At 72.4% G+C, this 16,089-nt stretch carries 14 protein-coding genes; 3 read left to right on the top strand and 11 right to left on the bottom strand.

The annotated features are described in order from the left end of the window. Window positions 1-6 precede the first annotated feature (6 nt). On the bottom strand, window positions 7-321 hold the full coding sequence (locus STRNI_RS20980; protein WP_018092185.1) for an SAV_915 family protein: 315 nt from the start codon (window positions 319-321) through the stop codon (window positions 7-9). A gap of 299 nt (window positions 322-620) precedes the next feature. Between STRNI_RS20980 and STRNI_RS20975 the strand changes: the two genes are divergently transcribed. Then, entirely contained in the window at window positions 621-1,577 is a 957-nt protein-coding gene (locus tag STRNI_RS20975; protein ID WP_277411796.1) for a MerR family transcriptional regulator, read from the top strand. A 174-nt stretch (window positions 1,578-1,751) separates the two neighbouring features. On the opposite strand, the gene STRNI_RS20970 is transcribed toward STRNI_RS20975, so the two are convergent. Both STRNI_RS20970 and STRNI_RS20965 read right to left on the bottom strand, forming a co-directional pair. Then, on the bottom strand, window positions 1,752-2,675 hold the full coding sequence (locus STRNI_RS20970; RefSeq protein WP_277411795.1) for a LysR family transcriptional regulator: 924 nt from the start codon (window positions 2,673-2,675) through the stop codon (window positions 1,752-1,754). Between the two features lie 206 nt (window positions 2,676-2,881). Beyond that, window positions 2,882-4,456: an MFS transporter gene (locus tag STRNI_RS20965; protein ID WP_277411794.1), complete on the bottom strand. Its 1,575-nt coding sequence runs from the start codon at window positions 4,454-4,456 to the stop codon at window positions 2,882-2,884. Window positions 4,457-4,668: 212 nt separating this feature from the next. On the opposite strand from STRNI_RS20965, the gene STRNI_RS20960 reads away from it, so the two are divergent. Together STRNI_RS20960 and STRNI_RS20955 are read left to right on the top strand one after the other, a co-directional pair. Then, entirely contained in the window at window positions 4,669-5,700 is a 1,032-nt protein-coding gene (locus tag STRNI_RS20960) for an Lrp/AsnC family transcriptional regulator (RefSeq protein WP_277413298.1), read from the top strand. A gap of 53 nt (window positions 5,701-5,753) precedes the next feature. After that, complete coding sequence (locus STRNI_RS20955) at window positions 5,754-6,446, top strand: rhomboid-like protein (RefSeq protein ID WP_277413297.1); 693 nt, start codon at window positions 5,754-5,756, stop codon at window positions 6,444-6,446. On the opposite strand, the gene STRNI_RS20950 is transcribed toward STRNI_RS20955, so the two are convergent. The 8 genes from STRNI_RS20950 to STRNI_RS20915 form a co-directional block, all read right to left on the bottom strand. After that, window positions 6,434-7,264: an HAD family hydrolase gene (locus STRNI_RS20950; protein ID WP_277411793.1), complete on the bottom strand. Its 831-nt coding sequence runs from the start codon at window positions 7,262-7,264 to the stop codon at window positions 6,434-6,436. The genes STRNI_RS20955 and STRNI_RS20950 overlap by 13 nt on opposite strands. Then, on the bottom strand, window positions 7,261-8,550 hold the full coding sequence (serS, locus tag STRNI_RS20945) for a serine--tRNA ligase (protein WP_208682280.1): 1,290 nt from the start codon (window positions 8,548-8,550) through the stop codon (window positions 7,261-7,263). Before serS ends, STRNI_RS20950 begins: the two co-directional genes overlap by 4 nt. 673 nt (window positions 8,551-9,223) lie before the next feature. Continuing rightward, on the bottom strand, window positions 9,224-10,150 hold the full coding sequence (gene pheA, locus STRNI_RS20940) for a prephenate dehydratase (protein ID WP_277411792.1): 927 nt from the start codon (window positions 10,148-10,150) through the stop codon (window positions 9,224-9,226). 237 nt (window positions 10,151-10,387) lie between these two features. Continuing rightward, window positions 10,388-11,815: an iron uptake transporter deferrochelatase/peroxidase subunit gene (efeB, locus tag STRNI_RS20935; RefSeq protein WP_266438735.1), complete on the bottom strand. Its 1,428-nt coding sequence runs from the start codon at window positions 11,813-11,815 to the stop codon at window positions 10,388-10,390. Continuing rightward, on the bottom strand, window positions 11,812-14,013 hold the full coding sequence (locus STRNI_RS20930; RefSeq protein WP_159487298.1) for a copper resistance CopC/CopD family protein: 2,202 nt from the start codon (window positions 14,011-14,013) through the stop codon (window positions 11,812-11,814). Before STRNI_RS20930 ends, efeB begins: the two co-directional genes overlap by 4 nt. A gap of 99 nt (window positions 14,014-14,112) precedes the next feature. Next, complete coding sequence (locus STRNI_RS20925) at window positions 14,113-14,559, bottom strand: copper chaperone PCu(A)C (protein ID WP_018092196.1); 447 nt, start codon at window positions 14,557-14,559, stop codon at window positions 14,113-14,115. Beyond that, entirely contained in the window at window positions 14,556-15,200 is a 645-nt protein-coding gene (locus tag STRNI_RS20920; protein ID WP_093641539.1) for an SCO family protein, read from the bottom strand. Before STRNI_RS20920 ends, STRNI_RS20925 begins: the two co-directional genes overlap by 4 nt. A gap of 84 nt (window positions 15,201-15,284) precedes the next feature. Next, entirely contained in the window at window positions 15,285-16,046 is a 762-nt protein-coding gene (locus STRNI_RS20915) for a YcnI family copper-binding membrane protein (protein WP_381844174.1), read from the bottom strand. Window positions 16,047-16,089: the final 43 nt, after the last annotated feature.

Here is a 16,089-nt window from a genome sequence, read left to right as displayed (position 1 = left end):
CCTCCCTCAGACTGCCCGTAGGTGGTGACCACGGGGAATGTCGGGGATGAACCGGGGATCGACGGTCAGGACCGTCGCTCCGACGGGTTCTGCCAGCGCCCGCAGCGCCGGTTCGGAGAGCCGGACCCAGGGCTGGCCGCCGCCGAGGGCCGCGGCCAGCAGTTGGGGCGAGGTGAAGGCGACGGCGGTACGGCCGCCGAGCGGAGTGCGGAACAGGCGGGCCGTGCAGCCCGCGGGGCCCGACCGGACGGGGACGAACAGCGGCCCGGCCGGGACACGATCGGCAGGCTCGGGATCTTCCGCGTACAGATGGTGGGACACGGCGTTGCTCCTCGGACAGAACATCGGCCCCGGACCGGTGGGAAACGCGTACGCCGGGGCTCGGCTCTGACGCTATGCCCGGCGCACGGGCCACCCCGCTGGTCGCTGACGCGTCATTGACGGATTGCGGGCGCTACTTGACGCGATGCTGCCGCCCGGTGGCCGATTGTGCGGCGGTGGTGACGCGAGGTGCGGGCCGCGGGCGGCAGGCCGGATCCCCGGTCCGCCACCCGGTCCATCGTCCGTGGACCGCCGCGCTTGACCTTGACACTGTGGAAAGCACTCCACTGGAAGGCGTCATGTTCAGCATCGGAGATTTCGCCCAGTACGGCCGTGTGTCGGCCCGCATGCTGCGCCATTACGACGCGATCGGGCTGCTGCGCCCGGCCCGTACCGACCCCGTCAGCGGCTACCGCTTCTACGAAGCGGCCCAGCTCGCCCGGCTCAACCGCATCATCGCGCTCAAGGACCTCGGATTCAGCCTCCAGCAGGTGGGGGCGATCCTGGCCGAGGAGGTGAGCGTGCCGGAGCTGCGCGGCATGCTGCGGCTGCGGCAGGCGGAGCTGGAGGCGGCGCTGACGGCGGAGGGTGCGCGGCTGGCGCGGGTCGAGGCGAGGCTCCGGACGATTGAGAGTGAGGGACGCATGTCTGCCGACGATGTGGTGGTCAAGCGCACCGGGACGGTACTGCTCGCGGAGCTGAGCGGGATCGCCGCCAGTTACGGGCCCGAGGACATCGGCCCGGTGATCACGCCGCTCTACGCCGAGCTGTGCCGGCTGCTGGAGGCGGCGGGGGTGGCACCGGCGGGACCGGGGCTGGCGTACTACGAGAACGTGCCCGAGCCGGGCGAGGGCAGCGAACGGCCGGCCGGAGGGAGCGAGGGGAAGGACGCCGTCGTCGTGCACGCGGGGATGGTGATCACCGAGGAGGCCCTGACGAAGGCGGGTGCCAAGACCGCTGCCACTGCCGGTGCCACGGTCGGCGGCACCTCCGACGGCACCTCCGGCCGCCCCGGGGCCCCCGCCGCCACCGGCCTCGGCTTCGATGTCGTCACCCTCCCCGGCCTGGACAGCGCCGCCACGGTGGTGCACCGCGGCCCGATGAGCCGGATTCTGCCGACCTCCCAGAATCTTGCGCACTGGATCGACGCCAATGGCTATCGCTCCGCCGGGTACGCCCGCGAGCTGTACCTGGAGTGCCCGCCGGACCTGGAGAAGTGGGTCACGGAGATCCAGGAGCCGGTGGTCAGGGCGTAACACCGGGACCCGGAACCAGGCGGGACACCAGCACGTCACGCCGGGCCGGACCCCAGGACCCCACGCCGGCCCGGACTCAAGGCGCAACACCGGCTCGGACACAAGGCCTCTCGCCAGGCCGGACCCCAGGCCGCCCGGCCGGACCCCAGGCCGTCCGCCTGCCCCCGACCCGCCTCAGCGCACGCCCTCCCCGCCCGTCGCCGCCCCGTCCAGACCGGCGGTGACCGTCTCCGCGAACGCCACCGCCGCCGGGCTCAGAGCCGACCACCGGCGGACCGCCCAGCCGGTGGCCAGCGGGGGCAGGCCGGCGATCGGGACCAGCCGCAGGGCCGGGTGGGCGGTGGCCGGCAGGCCCGGCAGCTGGGGCACGACCGCAGGGGCGACGCCGAGTTCGGCCAGCAGCAGGGCGGTGTCCCAGTCGGCGACGCTGGTGGTGCTCGGGGGCGGCACGGGCCCGGCGTCCCGGTGGCCGAGGTGGCCGTCGAGGCGCATCCGGGAGGTGGAGTTCTCCGGCAGCCGGATGTGCCGGATGCCGGCCAGCTCCCCGGGCTCGATGCACTCCCGGTCGGCGAGCGGGTCATCGGCGCGTACGGCGAGCACCCACGGCAGGCGGATCACCGGATGCTGCTCGATACCGTGCTCCGGTGGGCCGATGGTGATCCAGGCAAGTTCGGAGCTGCCGTCCGCGACCGCCTCGAAGCAGCGGCGGCTGGAACTCTCGGTCCGGAACTCCAGGTTGACGTGCGGATGGCGGGCGCGGAAGGCGACCACCGCGTCGGACATGAAGTGCCGTACGGTCGTGGCGCCGGTGGTCACCCGGACCGTGCCGCCGTCGCCCGCGCGCAGATCGGCCAGCCGGCGCAGCGCCAGATCCAGCCCGCCGATGCCGTCCGCCGCCGCGCGCTGCAGGATCCGGCCCGCCTGGGTCGGTGCCACCCCGCGCGGCCGCCGTTCCAACAGCCCGATGCCCGCCGCCCGTTCGACGCGCTTGATGCGCTGGCTGACGGCGGATTGCGTACAGCCGAGATCACGCGCGACGGCGCTGAGGTTGCCCGCCTCGCACACGGCCACGAAGGCGCGCAGGTCGTCGAGGGTCACCGGCGTACGGTAGCGCGCCAACCCAAGCTATATCTAAGGGATTTGGAAGGAGATCGGAGGATTGACTTGGGGGTGGGGCGCGGCGAAGATCGTCACAGGGCCCAGGGCGGCAACCCGGAACCGCGTACGGCCGTACGGTTCCGGGTGCCGACCCGAACGCACTGACATGCTCCGACTCGGCCGCGCCACACGGCCGTTGCCGCCGGCTACGCGCCGCCCGGCGCACCCGCCCGCGCCGGAGCGGCCGCCGCCCGTGCCGCCGGGCGGTCAGCGGTGCCGTCGCCGCCCGCCCCGCGCCGTACGACGGCCAGGACCAGCACCCCGCCCGCCAGCGCCACCGTCCCGGAGATCAGCAGGATGTCGGTCAGCCCGGAGACATGGGCGGCCGCGACAGCCGTACGGGAGGCACCGGGCCGGACGTCGTGCAGCGCGCCGGCGAAGACGGTGCCGAGGGCGGCGATGCCCACTGCGTAGCCCAGCTGCTGGGAGGTGTTCACGGCACCGCTCGCCATCCCCGCCCGCTGCGGGGGCGCCGCGCCGAGCGCCGCAGAGACCAGGACCGGCATCGCCGCCCCGATACCCAGCCCGCTGATCGCGAGGCCGGGGAGCAGCGCCGCCCATCCTGCTCCGTCGTCCAGCAGCGCGTACTCCAGCAGCACCCCGGCGCCCACCAGCAACAGGCCGATGCCCACCGGGAGTTGGGGTGCCATCCGCTGGAGCAGCCGGCCGCCCAGCGCACCGACCAGCAGGGACACCAGCGCCATCGGCGTCACCGCGAGGCCCGCCTGCACCGGGCTCAGACCGAGGATGTTCTGCACCCACAGCCCCACGAAGGTGAGATACGGGAACGCCGCGGCCTGCAGCAGCAGCGCCGCCGCCAGCAGCGCAGCGAACGACGGGCGGCGCAGCAGCCCCAGGTCCAGCAGCGGCCGCTGCACCCGCCGTTCGACGACGACGAACACCAGCAGCGCGAGCGCCGCACCGCCGAGCGCGGTGAGTGTCCCGGCCTCCGTCCAGCCCTGATCACCGCCGCGCATCAGCCCGTAGGTCAGGGCGCCCGCGCAGGCGGTGAAGGACGCGGCACCCGGCCAGTCGATGCGGGCGAGGGGGGTCCTCCCGGCCGAGTCCGTTCGAGGACGGGGGAGGGTGCCGTGCGACTCGGGCACCCGGCGGACCGTGATCCACACCGCGACGGCGGCCAGCGGCAGATTGACCAGGAAGATCGCCCGCCAGTCCACGTACTCGGTGAGCAGACCGCCCAGTACGGGGCCGATCGCGGCCGCGGCGCCGTTGGTGCCGCCCCAGACGCCGAACGCCACGCCCCGGTCCCGGCCCTGGTAAGCGGCCATCAGCAGCGGGGCGTTGGTGGCGACCATCGCCGCCGCGCCCGCGCCCTGCGCCGCGCGGGCCGCGACCAGGACGCCCGCGTCCGGGGCCAGACCGCACACCAGCGAGGCGAGCGCGAACAGCGTCAGTCCGGCCACGTAGAGCCGGCGCCGGCCGAAGAGGTCCGCGGCCGAGCCCGCCACCATCAGCAGCGCGGCCAGCGCCAGCGCATAGATGTCCAGCACCCACTGGAGCGAGGTGAGGGTGGCGCCCAGGCCGTCGGCTATCCGGGGCAGCGCGGTGTTCACGATCGTCACATCGACCAGCAACAGGAAGTTGCCGAGGGCGATGGCGACCAGCGGCCACCACTTCCCGGCCGGTCCTCCGCCCGGCTTCCCGCCCGCGCCCGGCGTCCGGCCGCCCGCCGCGGTCCCCCTCTCGGGTGTGCTCCGCATGATCCTTTCCTCCCGTGGACAGCGGCCGGTGCCGGCGGGCCCGGCGCCGCCCGCAAGGCCGGCCCGGCCCGCCGATTCCCCGGCCGGCGACGTGTGTTGCCGACGCCACGGTGCGGTGCGCACGGTCCGCGCTCCCAGCCGTCGCGCGCCCGGCGGCGCAATCCGACACGCGTTAGCCTCGAACGGTGAAATCCGACCGGAAGCCCGAGGCGGTGGACCGGGCCAACGGCACCGGTGACCCCGGCGGCCCGACCGGCTTCGACGCCCTCGACCACCGGCTGATCCATGCGCTGCAGCTCGACGGCCGGGCGCCGTTCAGCCGGATCGCCGCCGTGCTCGGGGTCTCCGACCAGACCGTCGCCCGGCGCTACACCCGGCACCGCACCCACGGCACGCTCAAGGTGCTGGGCCTGCCGAATGCCCAGGCGCTGGGCGAGGTGCAATGGCTGGTGCGGGTCCAGTGCACCCCGGACGCCGCGGTCGCCGTCGCCGAGGCGCTGGCCCGCCGCCCGGACACCTCCTGGGTCAGCCTGATGTCCGGCGGCACCGAGATCTCCGCGGTGTGCCGCGCGGTGAGCAGCGACCACAGCGATGTGCTGCTGCTGCAGAAGCTGCCCCGCACCCCGAGCGTCATCGGGGTGACCGCACACTGCCGGCTGCACCAGTTCTACGGCGGCCCCCAGGGCCTGATCAGCAAGTCCGGCGCGCTGACCGACGAGCAGATCGCCGCGCTGAGCCCGCCGCCGCCGGACCCGGCCGCCGCCCCCGTCGCCCTCACCGACGCCGACCGCCGGCTCTTCGACGTCCTCGCCCGGGACGGCCGCACCCCCCTGGCCGAACTCGCCGCCGCCACCGGCTGGTCTCCCACCACCGTCCGCCGCCGCTTCGCGGAACTGCGGGCGAACGGTGTCCTGTATTACGACGTCGACTACGACCTGCGGCAGTTCGGGTACGGCGTGATGGTGGCCCTCTGGCTGTCCGTCGAGCCCGCCCGGCTCGCCGCCGCCGGCGAGGCGATGGCGGCACACCCGGAAGTCGCCTACGCCTGCGCCACCACCGGTCCGAACAACCTCTTCGCCTCGGTGCTCTGCCGCGACGTCGGCGCGGTCTACACCTATCTGACGACCCGGGTGGCGGCGCTGCCCGGCGTACGGTCCATGGAGAGCGCACCCCGCATCCGGCACATCAAGGGGCCGGGACCGCTGTTCCTGGCCGGTCACGCCGCCCCGGGGCGCCGCCGGTGAGGCCGCCGGCGGAGCCACCGCGCGGCGGCCGCCGGCCGTGCGCCGGCAACCCCCTGGCCCGGACGAGGGACTGGGTACGCAGCAGCCCGGGCACCCACATCTGGCTGCTGGTCATCGGTGTCACCAGCCTGGTCATCGCCTCCGCCTCCGAGGGGATGGGGCAGTTCCTGGTCCACCGCACCAGCAGCAACATCCACCAGCTGAACGAGCATCCGCTGCCGTCGCTGCTGATCAGCGGCTTCTGGATCGAACGCCCCTCGTCCTTCCTGCTCTACGTGGTGCTGTTCGAGCTGCTGCACGCCAACGTGGAGCGCTGGACGGGGACCGTGCGCTGGCTGCTGACCGTCGGCGGCGCGCATATCGCCGCCACCCTCGCCAGCCAGGAGCTCGTGCTGCTGGCCATCGAGGGCCACCAACTGCCCCGGTCGATGACCCATGTCGTGGACATCGGGGTCTCGTACGGGCTGGCGGCGGCCGCCGGGGTGCTGACGTACCGGCTGCGGCCGCCCTGGCGCCATGTCTATCTCGCCGCGGTGCTGATCTTCTTCGGGATTCCGCTGCTGACCGGTGCGACCTTCACCGACTTCGGCCATGCCATCGCGCTGACCATGGGCTTTGCGGCCTGGCCGCTGACCCCGGCGGCCACCGAGGGGCTGTTGCCGGAGGAGGAGCACGGCCGCGATCGTGCCGGCCCGGCCGAGGAGCCACCGCCGGGCCGGGATCCGGACAGCCGTCAGGAGAGGTAGAGCCGCTCCAGCACCACCGCGACACCGTCGTGCTCGTTGGAGGCGGTGAACTCGTCCGCGACGGCCTTCAGCTCGTCATGGGCGTTGGCCATCGCCACACCGCGTGCGGCCCAGGCGAACATCGGGATGTCGTTGGGCATATCGCCGAAGGCCAGGGTCTCCTTGGCGGTGAGGCCCAGCCGGCGGGCGGCCAGCGACAGCCCGGTGGCCTTCGACAGGCCCAGCGGCAGCAGTTCGACGATGCCCTCGCCGGCCACCGTCACCCCCACCAGATCCCCGGCGACCTGACGCGCGACCTGGGCCAGCGCATCGTCGTCCAGGCTCGGGTGCTGGATGTAGACCTTGTTGATCGGGGCCGCCCACAGCTCGCCGGGGTCGTCCATCAGGACGTTCGGCAGCGGGCCTTCCTGGACGCGGTAGCCGGGGCCGACCAGTACCTCGCCCTCCAGACCGTCCCGGCTCGCCGCCAGATACAGCGGGCCGACCTCCGCCTCGATCTTGGACAGCGCGAGACCGGCGAGCTGGCGGTCGAGCGTCACCGACGTCAGCAGCCGGTGTTCACCGGCGTGGTAGACCTGACCGCCCTGTCCGCACACCGCCAGGCCCCGGTAGTCCAGGGCGTCGAGGATGTGCCGGGTCCAGGGCACGGCCCGGCCGGTGACGACGATATGGGCCGCGCCCGCCGCGGTGGCCGCGGCGAGCGCCCGGCGGGTGCGCTCGGAGACGGTCTCGTCGGAGCGCAGCAGCGTGCCGTCGAGATCCGTGGCGATGAGCTTGTAGGGCAGCGGGGCACCCGCGGCCGGAGCGGGTGAGCTCACTTGGCGACGGGCTCCAGGATCTCCCGGCCGCCCAGGTAGGGGCGGAGCACCTCGGGGACGCGCACGGAGCCGTCCGCCTGCTGGTGGTTCTCGAAGATCGCCACGATGGTGCGCGGTACGGCGCAGAGCGTGCCGTTGAGGGTCGCGAGCGGCGAGACCTTCTGCTTGCCGTCGACGTTCTCCCGCATCCGGACCGAGAGGCGGCGCGCCTGGAACTCGTCGCAGTTCGAGGCCGAGGTCAGCTCGCGGTACTTGCCCTGGGTCGGGATCCACGCCTCGCAGTCGAACTTGCGGGAGGCGGAGGCACCGAGGTCACCGGTGGCGACATCGATCACCTGGAAGGGCAGCTCCAGACCGGTCAGCCACTGCTTCTCCCAGTCCAGCAGCCGCTGGTGCTCGTTCTGGGCGTCCTCCGGCGCGACGTACGAGAACATCTCGACCTTGTCGAACTGGTGGACCCGGAAGATGCCGCGGGTGTCCTTGCCGTAGGTGCCGGCCTCGCGGCGGAAGCACGGCGAGAAACCGGCATAGCGCAGCGGCAGCTTGGCCGCGTCGACGATCTCGTCCATGTGGTACGCGGCGAGCGGGACCTCGGAGGTGCCGACCAGGTAGTAGTCGTCCTTCTCCAGGTGGTAGACGTTCTCCGCGGCCTGGCCGAGGAAGCCCGTGCCCTCCATGGCGCGCGGGCGCACCAGGGCGGGGGTCAGCATCGGCGTGAAACCGGCCGCGGTGGCCTGCGCGATGGCGGCGTTGACCAGCGCGAGCTCCAGCAGCGCGCCGACGCCCGTGAGGTAGTAGAAGCGGGAGCCGGACACCTTGGCGCCGCGCTCGACGTCGATGGCGCCGAGCAGCTCGCCGATCTCCAGGTGGTCCTTGGGCTCGAAGCCCTCGGCGGTGAAGTCACGGATCGTGCCGTGCGTCTCCAGGACCCGGAAGTCCTCCTCGCCGCCGACCGGGACGTCGGGGTGGACGAGGTTGCCGAGCTTCCGCAGCAGCGCCTGCGTCTCTTCCTTGGCCTCGTCCTGCGCGGCGTCGGCGGCCTTGACGGCGGCGGACAGCTCACCGGCCTTCTTCAGCAGCTCGGCCTTCTCGTCGCCGGCGGCCTTGGGGATGAGCTTGCCGAGCGACTTCTGCTCGGCACGCAGCTCGTCGAAGCGGACGCTGGACGACCTGCGCCGCTCGTCGGCGGAGAGAAGCGCGTCGACGAGGTCGACGTCCTCTCCACGGGCGCGCTGGGACGCGCGCACACGGTCGGGGTCCTCACGGAGCAGGCGAAGGTCAATCACCCCCCCAGGCTACCGGGGCCACGCCCCGCCACTCGACGGCATATTCCCTGGCAAGTCATTTTGCCCGTTTTGGGGCTGTCTATTCCCTTAGGGGTGGGGGGGTGAAAGGCGGTGCAGAATTCCCGCGCATTCCCTGGCGCGGGGTGGCCGGTGAGGCCCCTTCGCGGTGTCCGGGACGGGGGTTTCGCGGTGTCCGCGCCGGTGATCCACTGTGGGGGCAACGGGAGTTGGACGGGCGCCGGGACGGGCCGTGGGCCCCGGGTTATCCCCCGGGATCCCCTGGTTGTCCACAGGGGGCGGGGGTTTCGGGATTCTTATCCACAGGCTGTGTGTGAGATCTGTGGAAGTCGGAGGTGATCATTCCGCTCCCGAAATGCTCGGCTATGGATTCCCTGTCCAAACCCCGTTCACGCACTCTTTCGTGTGGGATTGCCTCGCCCTAAAGGATTGATCACGTGAATTGTGCTGACGGTGCCCGACGTGGGGTGCTGTGGAAGGGTGTGTGGTCAGTAGGCCGATATGTCGACTGTGTCCGACTCGCATGTCGACTTACCCACAGGTCGAGAACTGGCCCTGTGGATAACTTTGTGGATAACCCACTGGCCTTCCAAAGCCGCAGGTCGTGCTGTTCCACGGCGCCCGCCGGCCCGCCCGTGAAGCACCGGACGCCCGCTCAGCCCCGCCCGTCCATGCAGCGCGCCAGCCAGTCCGACGCCTCGGTGAACGCCAGGTCGGTCATCTCCGGCCGCACGCTCGCCGTCACCTCGTCCGCCCGCGGATACGAGCCGAGGAAACGCACCTCCTGGCAGACCCGCTTGAGGCCCATCAGCACCTCGCTGACCCGCCGGTCGGTGATGTGCCCCTCGCAGTCCACGGAGAAGCAGTAGCGGCCGATGCCCTCGCCGGTCGGCCGGGACTCGATGCGCATCATGCTCACCCCGCGCACCGCGTACTCCTGGAGCAGTTCGAGCAGCGCGCCGGGGTGGTCCTCGCGCAGCCACAGCACGACCGAGGTCTTGTCGGCGCCGGTGGGCGCGGCGGGCCGGGCCGGGCGGCCCACCAGCACGAAGCGGGTGGCCGCGTTCTGTGCGTCATGGATGTCGGTGACCAGCGGTGTGAGGCCGTACGTCGCCGCCGCGAACTCGCCCGCGAACGCGCCGTCGTAGCGGCCCTCCTGCACCAGCCGCGCGCCATCGGCGTTCGAGGCCGCCGACTCCCATACGGCTTCCGGGAGTTGCGCCGCCAGCCACTTGCGCACCTGCGGCTGGGCGACCGGGTGCCCGGTCACCGTCTTCACGTCGGTGAGCGCCGTACCGGGGCGCACGAGCAGCGCGAAGGCGATCGGCAGCAGCACCTCGCGGTAGATCATCAGCGGCTCGCCGGAGGCCAGTTCGTCGAGGGTGGTGGTCACCCCGCCCTCGACGGAGTTCTCGATCGGCACCAGTGCCGCGGCGGCCTCACCGGCACGCACCGCGTCCAGGGCGGCGGGCACCGACACCATCGGCGTCAGCTCGCGGGTCGCCGCCTCGGGCAGGGTGCGCAGCGCGGCCTCTGTGAAGGTGCCCTCGGGGCCCAGATAGGTATAGCGGCTGGCCGACATGGATAAGGACTCCCTCGCGTAACTGCGGGGGCACCCCGCCGATCTTCTCCCTGTCCTGCCACGATACCCAGCCGCTCCGGCGCCCGGCCGGTCCACGGGAATACCGACACCCCCCACCCCGTTGTGGCCCCGAGGGGGCGCTGCCCACCCCTACGGCATCCGTTCGACCCCTCCCTAGGGCCGCCCCGGTCGCGCGGCCTCCCCAGACCCCAGCCCCCCGGACCACATGGAGCCTCCTCAGCCCTCCAGCAACGGCCGGCCCACGTAGTCGCCCGGCTCCGCCGCCGGGGGCACCGCGAACAGTCCGCTCGCCTCGTGCCGCAGGAACGGCGACAGCGCGTCGCCGCGGTCCAGCTTCCGCTGCACCTGGGTGAAGGCGCGCAGCGGATCGGCCTGCCAGCAGATGAAGAGCAGCCCGGCGTCCGGGGCACCGTCCTCCCGGAACCCGTCGTGGTAGGAGAACGGCCGGCGCAGCATCGCCGCGCCCTGGTTGGACTCCGGAGCCGCGATCCGCGCGTGCGCGTTGGCCGGGATCACCGGCATCCCGTCCGGGCCGTTCGCGTCCAGTCGCATCGGAGTGCCCTCGGAACCGCCGGTCAGCGGCGCCCCGTTGTCCTTGCGGCGCCCGATGACCCGCTCCTGGTCGTGCCGGGAACGCTTCTCCCAGTCGTCCAGCAGCATCCGGATCCGGCGCACGACGGCGTACGAGCCGCCGCGCATCCACGCCTGGTCGGCGTCCCGCCCCACGAAGATCCGCTCGTCGAAGTCCTGGTCCGACGGCTTGGGATTGTTGGTGCCGTCGATCTGGCCCATCAGATTGCGGGTGGTCATCGGGTGTGCGGTGGCGCCCGGGGTGCGGTTGAAGCCGTTCATCTGCCAGCGCAGCCGCGCCCGGCCGGCCGCGTCCTTCTGGAGTGCGCGCAGCGCGTGGAAGGCGACCAGGGCGTCATCGGCGCCGATCTGGATCCACAGATCGCCGTTACTGCTCTTGGGGTCCAGGGCATCGGCGGAGAAGTCGGGCAGCGGGTCGAGCTCCAGGGGGCGCCGCTTCGTCAGGCCCGTACGGCCGAAGAAGCTGTGGCCGAAGCCGAAGGTGACGGTCAGCGAGGACGGGCCCGCGTCGAGGGCGACCCCCGTGTCGGCGTCCGGGGCCCGCCCGGCCATCAGCTCCTCGGCCGTCCGCGACCAGCGGCGCAGCAGCGCGGCCGCGTCCTTGCGGTCGCTGCCCGGTGCCAGGTCGAAGGCGACGAGATGGCCCTTGGCCTGCAACGGGGTGGTGATCCCCGCCTGGTGCCCGGCGCGCGCCGGCCGGAACGGAACCTTGGTGGAGCCGAGGGTGCTCAGGGCCTTGGGGGCGTCGTCCTGCGCCGCCGAGACCCCGGCGGCGCCACCGGCCCCGCCGACGACCAGCCCCGCCGCGCCTGCCGCGCCGACGGTGCCGAGCAGCCGGCGGCGGGAGAACTCCTTGGCGGCTGCCCCGTCCGCTTCGGGGGCCGGGGCGGCTGGGGCGGCGGCCGGGGCGGGTATGCGCCCGCCGCCCGCCCCGGCGGACCCGGTGCCGGGGCGCGTGCCGGGGTTCTTCCCACCGGTGGGCTGCTTCGCAGTGGCCTGCTTCGCCGTGGCTTGCTTCGCGGCGGTCTGCTTACGGGGGTTCTGCTTGCTCATGAGCCGATCTTCACGTTCTTGATCTCGGTCACCTGGTCGATGTCGGAGGTCCGTACGACCAGCGACAGCTGCCACTTTCCGGGGACCGGCAGCTGGACCCCGCTCGCCTGCCACTGACCCTTGCCGGTGTGCCGGGTGGTGACCGACAGCGGCCCGAGCTTCTTGGCCTTCTCCGTGAAGGAGACCTTCGCCTCGGGGACGTCCATGGGCTTGCCCACGGGGTCGGAGATCCGCAGCTGCAGTGTGTTGGCGCTGCCGCTGCGCCCGGGGGCGAGGCGGACGCGGGCGGTGCCCTTGCCGCGCGGGCCGCCGGTGTCGAACGGGATGGTCAGCACCTGTGGCCGGCCGGCCTCTGCGGACTGCCCGCCCGAGGTGGCCTTGACCGCCGCTTCGGTACGGGCCGGCTCGGTGGCGGTCAGCGCCGTGGTCACCACGAGCAGGACGACCGCGACCGACGCCTCGGCCAGCACGGACCGGCGCAGCCCCAGCCGCTCCGGGTCGGCGTCACGCCGCCGCTTGGTCCGGGCGGTACGCAACGCGGCCTGCTGCCGGGCGAGTTGGGCGGCGCGGGCGGGGTCGGGCGCGGGGGTGCCGCCGGCGGGGGAGGCGGCGTCGTCGGCGGTGGGGGTGGTGCCGTTGGTGGCGGGGGTTTCGTCCGGAGCGGGCGAGGCGCCGCTCTCCGGGGCGGGGCCGGTCTTCGAGGCGGGACCGCTCTCCGGGGCGGGGCTCGGGGCCGTGCCCGCCGTGGCAGCGGCGGCCGAGGCACCGACGGTCACCTTCTCCGCCTCCTTCGCCGCTTCCTGCCGGTCTTCCTTCCCGGCCTCCTTCCCGGCCCCCTTCCCGGCTTCCTGCTCCGCGCCCTGCTCCGTCTCCTTCTCCGCTTCCTCCGGCGCCCGGAGTTCCGCAGCCGGTACCTCGGCCAGCCGCCCGGTCCACTGGCGCGACATCCAGGCGATCCCGACGAGCACCACGACCAGCGCCACCTTCACCAGCAGCAGCCGCCCGTATGTGGTGTCGGTCAGCGCCTGCCAGGTGCCGACCTGCCGCCAGGACTGGTAGAGGCCGGTGGCCACCAGCACCACCACGGAGCTGAACGCGAGCCGCGAGAAGCGGCGGACGGCGGTCCGCTCGACGGGCGGGCCCCAGTACAGGGACACGACCAGCGCCGCCAGCCCGCCGAGCCAGACGGCGACCGCCAGCAGATGCAGCACATCGACCGGCATCGCCACGGTGGGCTGCAGCCCGGTCGAGGCGTGTTCGGCCATCGCCCAGGTCGCGGCGAGCCCGGTGGCGACGATCACTCCGCCGAAGCCGAGGCCGAAGGTGAGGTCCTTGCGCCGCCTGGCCTGCTCCTCGGAGTCCGCATCCGCCCCCGCCGGTTCGTGCGCCCGTGCATACGCCCCGAAGAGCACCGCCACGAACAGCGCCGCGGCGGCGAGCAGCAGCAGCCGGGAGATCAGGGCCGCGCCCGGCTTGGTGATCAGGACCTGCTGGAGGCCGCCGAGGTCGAAGACATCGGCGAGATCGCCGGACCCGGTGTAGGGGCTGCGCAGCAGCAGCATCGCGACGGTGGTGCCGGCCAGCAGCGCCCAGCCGTAGACGACCAGCCGCTGCACGGACCTCACGAGGGCCGCGGTGGGACGGCAGGCCACCACGAAGGCGGCGCCGCCAACCAGCAGTACGAACCCGGCGTAGGCGAGATAGCGGGCGATGCCGTAGAGCGCGCCCACCAGGCCGCCGCCGGCTTCCTGTTGGGCTACCGGGGCGGTGGTCTTGGAGGGTGCGCCGACCGAGAAGGTGAAGGCACCGGCCACGGGGTGGCTGTCGGCGGAGACCGCCTGCCAGGCGACGGTGTAGGTACCGTCGCGGAGCCCCGGCGGCAGTCCCGCGCCGTATTTGACGACACGGTCGCTGCTCAGATTGCGCAGCTTCTTGTCGTCCACCCGCTTGCCCTGCGGATCCAGCACCCGGATCGAGTCGTCGCCCATCGCGACGCCCTCGGAGAAGGTGAGCGTCACCTGCTCGGGGGCGCGGTCCACCACCGAACCCTGCGCGGGGGTGCTGCCGGTCAGCGCGGCGTGCGCCGAGGCCGGTGCGGCACCGCCGAGCGCGCCGATCAGCGTCCCGGCCAGCGCGAGCGCGACGACCAGCAGGCGCAGCACGGCGGACCCTCGCGGCCGAAGCCCGGTGGTGACCATAGTGATCGCTCCCCTTACTCCCGATGTGTGTACCGGCCTGTGCGGTGCTCCCGGCCGCTGCTGGTTTTCTTCGGACCTCTGGTGCTTCTCGGCTCTCCGCTAGTGCTTCGGCTGGTAGTCGGCGGCCTTGACCGGGACCGCCACCCTGACCGGGTCGGCGGTGGCGAAGTGCAGCGTGACGGTGACGACGTCGTCCTTGGTCGGCTTGCTCTTCAGCCCCATGAACATCAGGTGGTTGCCGCCGTGGCTGAGCCGGAGCGTGCCGTTGGCCGGGACGGTCAGGGACTTGACCCGCTCCATCTTGCTGCCCACCGTTTTGTGGAGCGAGATGTCCTTGGCCAGGTTGGTGGTGACCGAGGTGAGCTTGTCGGCGGAGTCGCCGTTGTTCTTGACGGTGAAGTACGCGCCGGCCATCTGGTCGGTGACCGGCTGCGGCATGTACGCGCCGGTGACCTCGATCTTCGGGGCGCTGTCCCCACCGCAGCCCGCCAGTGTGAGACCGGCCGTGAGGGTGAGTGCGGCGGCGAGGGAGGTGCGGCGGTTCACGGGTTCTGCCCCTTGAGGATCTTCGGAAGTGCCTTGGTGTAGTCGTCGGAGGTCGCCTTCTGCATGGCCATCCAGTGGACCTTGTCGTCCTTGGGGGAGGTCAGCAGCACCTGCGCGCCATGGGTGGAGACGACATCGCCGTTCTTCTTCTTGACCGGCTTCTCGATGCCGATGTTCACGCTGCGCGCACCGGCCTGGATGGTGTCGAACTTGCCGGTCAGCCCGGTGAAGTCCTTGTTGATGCCGCCGAGCCACTTCTTGAGGGCGGCGGAGGTGTCGCGCTCCGGGTCGGAGGTGACGAAGACGACCCGCAGATCCTTCTGCTCGGCCTTGGGCAGCTGCTTCACCGCGACCGCGATGTTGGCCATCGTCAGCGGGCAGACGTCCGGGCAGTTGGTGTAGCCGAAGTAGATCAGGGTCGGATGGCCCTTGGTCTTCTCCAGCAGGTCGTACTTGGCGCCGTGGGTGTCGGTCAGTACCAGGTCCGGCTTCGCCATCGGGCTGTCGAGCGTGATGATCGACTTGGCGGAGGTACCGCCGGACACCACGGCGGCGGGCTTGCTGTCGTCCCCGCCGCAGGCGGTCAGGCTGAGGGCCGCGGCCGCCGTGAGGGCGGACGCGAGCAGGGTCGTTCTACGCATTGCAGATAAATCCCGTGAGTTGGATCCCGTGTGTCCGGGAAGGGGCGTCGGGCCGGCGCGGGTGGGGCGCCGGCCCGTCCGTGATCAGGCGCTGCGGCGCCGGCCGGCGAAGACACCGAAGCCGACTCCGATGATGCCGACGACGATGCCGATGGCGCCCAGGACGCGCGCCGTGTTGTCGCTGGTGGAGGCGTCCTCGGCGGCCGCGGCGTTCTTGAGGTGGTCCTTGCCGCCGCTCTTGTCACCCGCGGCGGTGGCGCCGTGGCCGTCCTCCTCGGGCGCGGTGAGCTTGAGGACCGGCGCCGGGTTCTCCGGCTCCGGGCCGCCGTCCTTCGTCGGCTCGATCCAGCGCACGACCTCCTTGTCGTCGTACGTCTGGAGAGCCTTGAAGACGACCTGGTCGGCGTCCTCGGGCAGCATCCCGACGGAGACCGGGAACTGCTGGAACTGGCCGGGCTCGACGCCCTTGTCCTCCGCGGTCCAGGTGATCTTCGAGGGAGCCTCGTTGATCTTCTCGCCGTGCATCTCGATCGGCTTGGCCAGCTTGGACTTCTTGACGTCCACCTTCCAGCCGGGCACCGGCTGCGGCATGACGGACGCCAGCGGCTGGTCGGTCGGCAGCGTGACCTCCAGCTTCACCGTCGACGCGTCGTCCCGCTCATTGGGCACCTTGAAGTTGACCGTCGCATAGCCGCCCTTCGGGGCGGCGCCCGCCGGCTGCACGCTGACGTGCGCAAAGGCCGGGGCGGCGAGCAGCACCACACTGCCGACCGCGGCGGCGCCCACGAGCGGCAGCCGTCGCGCGAGCCGCCGCGTCCGCGAGAGGTCCGGCTGCTGCTGCGTCATCTTCGAGATCTTCGACATCGGAAAAACACTCCACAGGAAGGAG

The sequence above is a fragment of the Streptomyces nigrescens genome (assembly GCF_027626975.1).
GTDB lineage: Bacteria > Actinomycetota > Actinomycetes > Streptomycetales > Streptomycetaceae > Streptomyces > Streptomyces nigrescens.
This window is presented reverse-complemented; position numbering and strand designations above follow the sequence as displayed.

Bases quoted from the DNA above. Each gene is read 5' to 3' on its own strand.
- STRNI_RS20975 (WP_277411796.1), top strand. From the start codon at position 621: ATGTTCAGCATCGGAGATTTCGCCCAGTACGGCCGTGTGTCGGCCCGC.
- pheA (WP_277411792.1), bottom strand. From the start codon at position 10,150: ATGTCGGCCAGCCGCTATACCTATCTGGGCCCCGAGGGCACCTTCACA.
- STRNI_RS20920 (WP_093641539.1), bottom strand. From the start codon at position 15,200: ATGCGTAGAACGACCCTGCTCGCGTCCGCCCTCACGGCGGCCGCGGCC.
- efeB (WP_266438735.1), bottom strand. From the start codon at position 11,815: ATGAGCAAGCAGAACCCCCGTAAGCAGACCGCCGCGAAGCAAGCCACG.
- STRNI_RS20915 (WP_381844174.1), bottom strand. From the start codon at position 16,046: ATGACGCAGCAGCAGCCGGACCTCTCGCGGACGCGGCGGCTCGCGCGA.
- STRNI_RS20965 (WP_277411794.1), bottom strand. From the start codon at position 4,456: ATGCGGAGCACACCCGAGAGGGGGACCGCGGCGGGCGGCCGGACGCCG.
- STRNI_RS20930 (WP_159487298.1), bottom strand. From the start codon at position 14,013: ATGGTCACCACCGGGCTTCGGCCGCGAGGGTCCGCCGTGCTGCGCCTG.